This is a genomic window from Streptomyces sp. NPDC059534 (genome assembly GCF_042743475.1).
Classification (GTDB): Bacteria; Actinomycetota; Actinomycetes; order Streptomycetales; family Streptomycetaceae; genus Streptomyces.
In genome coordinates this window covers 1-4,270 of the sequence record NZ_JBHWAQ010000104.1, presented here as the reverse complement: position 1 = coordinate 4,270, position 4,270 = coordinate 1, and the positions used below count along the sequence as shown (strand labels likewise).

5 protein-coding genes are annotated in these 4,270 nt (G+C 68.0%); all 5 read right to left on the bottom strand.

All coding sequences use genetic code 11. The features are described 5' to 3' along the window. Nucleotides 1-131 precede the first annotated feature (131 nt). Nucleotides 132-1,712, bottom strand: coding sequence for an ISL3 family transposase (locus tag ACFVZH_RS39900; protein WP_384905503.1), 1,581 nt, complete (start codon nucleotides 1,710-1,712; stop codon nucleotides 132-134). A gap of 54 nt (nucleotides 1,713-1,766) precedes the next feature. Then, nucleotides 1,767-2,264: a transposase gene (locus ACFVZH_RS39895; protein WP_384905502.1), complete on the bottom strand. Its 498-nt coding sequence runs from the start codon at nucleotides 2,262-2,264 to the stop codon at nucleotides 1,767-1,769. 266 nt (nucleotides 2,265-2,530) lie between these two features. After that, the gene (locus tag ACFVZH_RS39890) at nucleotides 2,531-3,034 is read right to left on the bottom strand and encodes an N-acetyltransferase (protein WP_384905500.1); all 504 of its coding nucleotides are present in this window, start codon (nucleotides 3,032-3,034) and stop codon (nucleotides 2,531-2,533) included. 93 nt (nucleotides 3,035-3,127) lie between these two features. After that, nucleotides 3,128-3,280, bottom strand: a complete 153-nt coding sequence (locus tag ACFVZH_RS39885; RefSeq protein ID WP_384905498.1) for a hypothetical protein — start codon at nucleotides 3,278-3,280, stop codon at nucleotides 3,128-3,130. Nucleotides 3,281-3,958: 678 nt separating this feature from the next. Next, a partial coding sequence (locus ACFVZH_RS39880; RefSeq protein ID WP_384905496.1) for a GNAT family N-acetyltransferase occupies nucleotides 3,959-4,270 on the bottom strand: 312 nt, incomplete at its 5' end.

Below are 4,270 nucleotides of genomic sequence, written 5' to 3'. Positions count from 1 at the left end.
CCGTTGCGTTGAGAGACGCACGGCGGGTTCGGCGAGAGGTCCGGAGAAACGGACCGGGAGCAATCCCGGCACCGCGCTCCGGGCCTACTCAGCGAAGCCGGGGTATGCGACCGTGTGCCGGTGACGCTCCGTCATGGGTGGCGGCGTCGGAGCTGGGCTATGAGGATCACGCGGTGGCGGAGGAGCGGCACTCCGGCGCGGCCGGCCATGAGCCGTTTCTGAAGTTTGACGTCGGTGATGCGGCCCTCGTTGACGCCAGAGTTGAACGGGGTAGTGATGCCCTGCACGACTGCCGCCTGGTCCTCGCGGACGGCCTTGGCCAGGCTGGCCAACGGCGGGAGGCGGGAGGTTGTGAGCTCTTTGAGCCAGTCCGTGAGGCCGTCGGCGTCGCGGGCATCGAGAATGTCGGCGAACTTTCGCACCAGGTCGTGGGTGTGGTCCAGTTCTGGGCAGTGTGCGAGCAGTCGGTTCAGGTGCTCTGTGGCGTGCAGGCCGCGCCGGGACGGTGAGGTGGTGATCCAGCGGGCGGCCTCCCGGGGCGAGGGCAGACGCTCGCGCGGCGTGTCGATCGGCAGACCGCGACGCAGGGGCGCGGCAGCCATCTTGACCCGCTGACAGTGGCTGCGGTAGCCCTTGGCGACAAGCCCCTGGTGCAGCACCTTCGCGCTGTGCTCGCCCTCCTCCCAGCGCAGACGCAGGTACTCCAGGTACGGATCGAGGCTCGTCGGCCGGCGTGGGCGGGCCCGCCGTACGCACTCGTCCCAGGTGGCGGCCTGGGCGTACTTGCGCACCGTGCGCCAGTCCAGGCCCAGCTCGCGAGCTGCGGGGTTGATCGAGCGGCCGGTGTCGGTCACGGCGTGCACCGCCTCAAACAGCCGCTTGGCGTGGCGACGGGCGGGTGTATCCGCTCGGTCGGACGGTGCCCCCGCCGACCGGCGCTGCGGTGCCGATTCGGGATCGGGAAGTACGTTCGGCAGGCAGTCGCGGTGGGCGGCGGCTACTTCCCCCACCCGTTTCGACATCCCCTGCCAGAGGTGAAACCGGTCGCTGACCTGCAGGGCGTCTGGGGCGCCGTCGGTGATGCCCTGCCGGTAGACCAGCGATCCGTCCCGGCAAACCACCTCAACACCGGGGTGCGCGCGCAGCCAGGCAGCCAGCTGCTCGGCGTCCCGTCCCGCCCACAGCGCGATCGGTAGCCGGGTATCAGCGTCCACCAGCAGCGTGCCGTAGACGTCCGCATACAGTGCGAAGTCGTCCACGCCCAGCACCCGCGGAGTCGCTGCCGAAGGCAGCGGCATGCGCATCAGCTGGAACAGCACACTCGTACGCGACAGCGTCACGTTCACGATCTGTAAAAGTCGGGCACCGCCCCGGCCGGCGAGCAGCACCCCGGCCGTCTCCACCAGGCGCTGCAGCAGCGGAGTGCGGCGCTGGTAGCGCACCGCCAGGTCGTCGACCTGCTCGGCAAACGTCCGGCGAGCGCAGCCTGGGCCGTCACAGAACAGCCGCCGCACCGACAGGCCGATCAGTAGCGGGCGGCCGCCGACGGCGCGATCAGCCAGCGTGCGGGTATAGCGGCTGTGCACCCGCACTGAACCCCGGCCGCAGTCCGGACAGGCAACCGTCAACTCGCGGGTGCGGGCCGAGACACGGACCACGTTGCCCTCCACCCACACCCGCTCCACCATCACCGCATCGAGGTACGGAGACACAATCCGTACGAGGTCGTCACACTCGTTGACAATGCCGGAAGGTATGACGGAGCGTCACCGGCGCACGGTCGCACACCCCGGCTTCACGAAAATCTTGTCAGAGCCACTTTCACTTGTACGCCGACACACGCCCAGCAGCAGGCCAAGGGTGTCGACCACGACGTGCCGCTTGCGTCCGTTGACCAGCTTGCCGCCGTCGAAGCCACGGGTGCCGGCGCTGACCACGGCATCCGCCTTGACTGACTGCGAATCAATCACCCCAGCCGTCGGCAGGGCATCGTGCCCTGCCCTCTCCCGGACCTGCCCGCGCACCCGGTCATGGAACTCCCGGATCAGGCCGCGATCGCGCCAGCGGCGGAAGAACGCATAGACCCGGTCCCACGGCGGGAAGTCGGCCGGCATCGCCCGCCACTTGATGCCGTTGTCCACGAGAGAGCCGATCGCGTCCAGCATCGCCCGGTGGCAGTACGATTCCGGCTGCCCGCCCTGGCCCTGCATCCAACCCGGCACCGGCAGCAGCGGCCGCACCACCACCCACTCCGCGTCCGTCATTTCGCTCGGATACCGACGCTCTCGCAGGCGATTGTCGGCAGCGTTTCCGAACCGGTGAGCCTGACAGTCACACTCCCGAGTACCCGCGGTGGACTGCACGGCCATCGGCACGCAAGACTGCGACACTAGGGCCTCCTGATGCTCGGTGATTCGACACCAGCGAGCTGTTCAGGAGGCCCTCCTCGCATGCGCCGAGCACCCGACGACCACCCAATCGAGACGGCCGTTCGAGCACCAAGCCCCCAGAGCATTACGACAAAAGCTACTTACGCGTCGGAGTGCTCCGGCAGGGCGAGCCACTCCGACCAGGAGATCTCTCGGCCGAGGAAGCGCGGCTGCTCGAACGGCCAGTCGGCGGCGATCCACTGCGGCACCAGCTCATCGAGGGCCTGCTCGACCTTGCTGTCCACCAGCTCGTCCACCACCCACCAGGAGATCTCGCCGTCCGCGCCGGCCCTCTCCGGTGGGTCGATGTAGACGCAGCCGAGCAGAGCTGTCTCCGCCGCGTCGAACAGCGCGTAGTTGAAAGACTGGTGTGCGGCGATCTCCTTCTCGTGCCGCAACAGGTCCGCTTGGTCGGCCTCGTAGGTCATGGTGGCCGCAGGCCAGCCCCAGGCTGGGCCGAAGATGGTCCACAGCCGCTCGCGCGAACCCATCACAGCCGGATAGTCGAGTGGGGTGTCCGTCTCCCGGATCGGCCGCAGGTGATGACCACTGCCCGGCAGCGGTACCAGGACGGGATGGACGAAGTTATCGGGGAGCCAGCTCATAGCGCCCGACCATAGCAGCGCGCGGCCCTCCGTTCCTTTGGATTTTGCCCGTATACCGCCAGGACCGGCTCTCATGCCGGGCAGTGCCCACGATCACCCGATCGAGACTCCCATTCGATCAACAGACTCCATGATCGGTATGGCAACGGCTTCTGAGACGTCAGCTTTGTCGACCAATCGCTCGACGACCTCATCCACCACTTCGGCGCCGGCCACGGACCTGGCCACTTCTTCTTCGTCTGCCATGACTCGTCCGATCCGACCGGCCCAAGGGCCCCGAGGCCGAGCCCCAGACCAGGCTTCCACATCACGGACTTACACGATCTTTCAGACACGCTCTCGTCATACCCCGGTGGGGGGCTTTCGCATGCTCGGCAACCCATAAGTGTGACGGCCTGCCCTGACACCGGGAGATGAACGCCAGGAGTACTGCTTGCTCTTTCCGCAGGCCCCCTGATCAGGCTTTGCTTGCTGGAGGTGCTGCCCCGTAGATGAAGGTCCTGGGGGACTGTTTCTCTGCCGGACAGCCAGGTGAGGCTGGTTGTGTTTTCCTCCAACCTGCGCGTGTTGCCCTGAGCACGTACCTCGCCTGCGATGCGCCGGCACGGTCCACGCCCCCGGTAGTGCCGGCGCATCGTCCCTCTCGCGATCAGGGAAGCCAGCCGTCGACCGCTAAACCGTCTCGCCGAGTTGTCCTGGCCCACCGGAACAAGGGGAAATGGCTCCGGCAGGCGGTTCGAGTGGCGGGCTGGTCGGTGGTTCGCGTACAGGCGCGGTCGGCGAGAAAGAGCCGTCAGGAACCCAGGTGGACCGTCGTCTGCCCGTGGGGTGGGTGGGACCGCTTTTGCCTGGTGTCCCGGGGTCGGCGGATCTCGTCCAGGACGCTGCTCGCCACGTCGGCAGCGCGCCGGTAGGGCGGGTGGGTCACAAGGGTCGTTGGTAGACGGTGAGGGTGTCGAGAGGCAGGAAGCCGGCTCCTGTGAGGAGGCGGGTGGCGGGGAGGTCGTCGGGGGGGGCGTCGGCGGTGAGGTGGTGGGCGCCGTGGAGGGCGGCGTGGTGGAGGCACTGGCCGAGTAGGTGGGTGGCGATGTGCTGGCGGCGGTGGGAGTGGCGCACTGCAAGCTGCCATAGCACGGCCATATCGGCGGTCTCGGTGGTGGGCGCGCGCAGGTTGGCGGTGGCCATGTGGTGGCCGTCGGTGTCGGTGAGTTTCAGTAGCCAGCCCGGCGGATCGGC

Bases quoted from the DNA above. Each gene is read 5' to 3' on its own strand.
- ACFVZH_RS39895 (WP_384905502.1), bottom strand. From the start codon at position 2,264: ATGACGGACGCGGAGTGGGTGGTGGTGCGGCCGCTGCTGCCGGTGCCG.
- ACFVZH_RS39890 (WP_384905500.1), bottom strand. From the start codon at position 3,034: ATGAGCTGGCTCCCCGATAACTTCGTCCATCCCGTCCTGGTACCGCTG.
- ACFVZH_RS39885 (WP_384905498.1), bottom strand. From the start codon at position 3,280: ATGGCAGACGAAGAAGAAGTGGCCAGGTCCGTGGCCGGCGCCGAAGTG.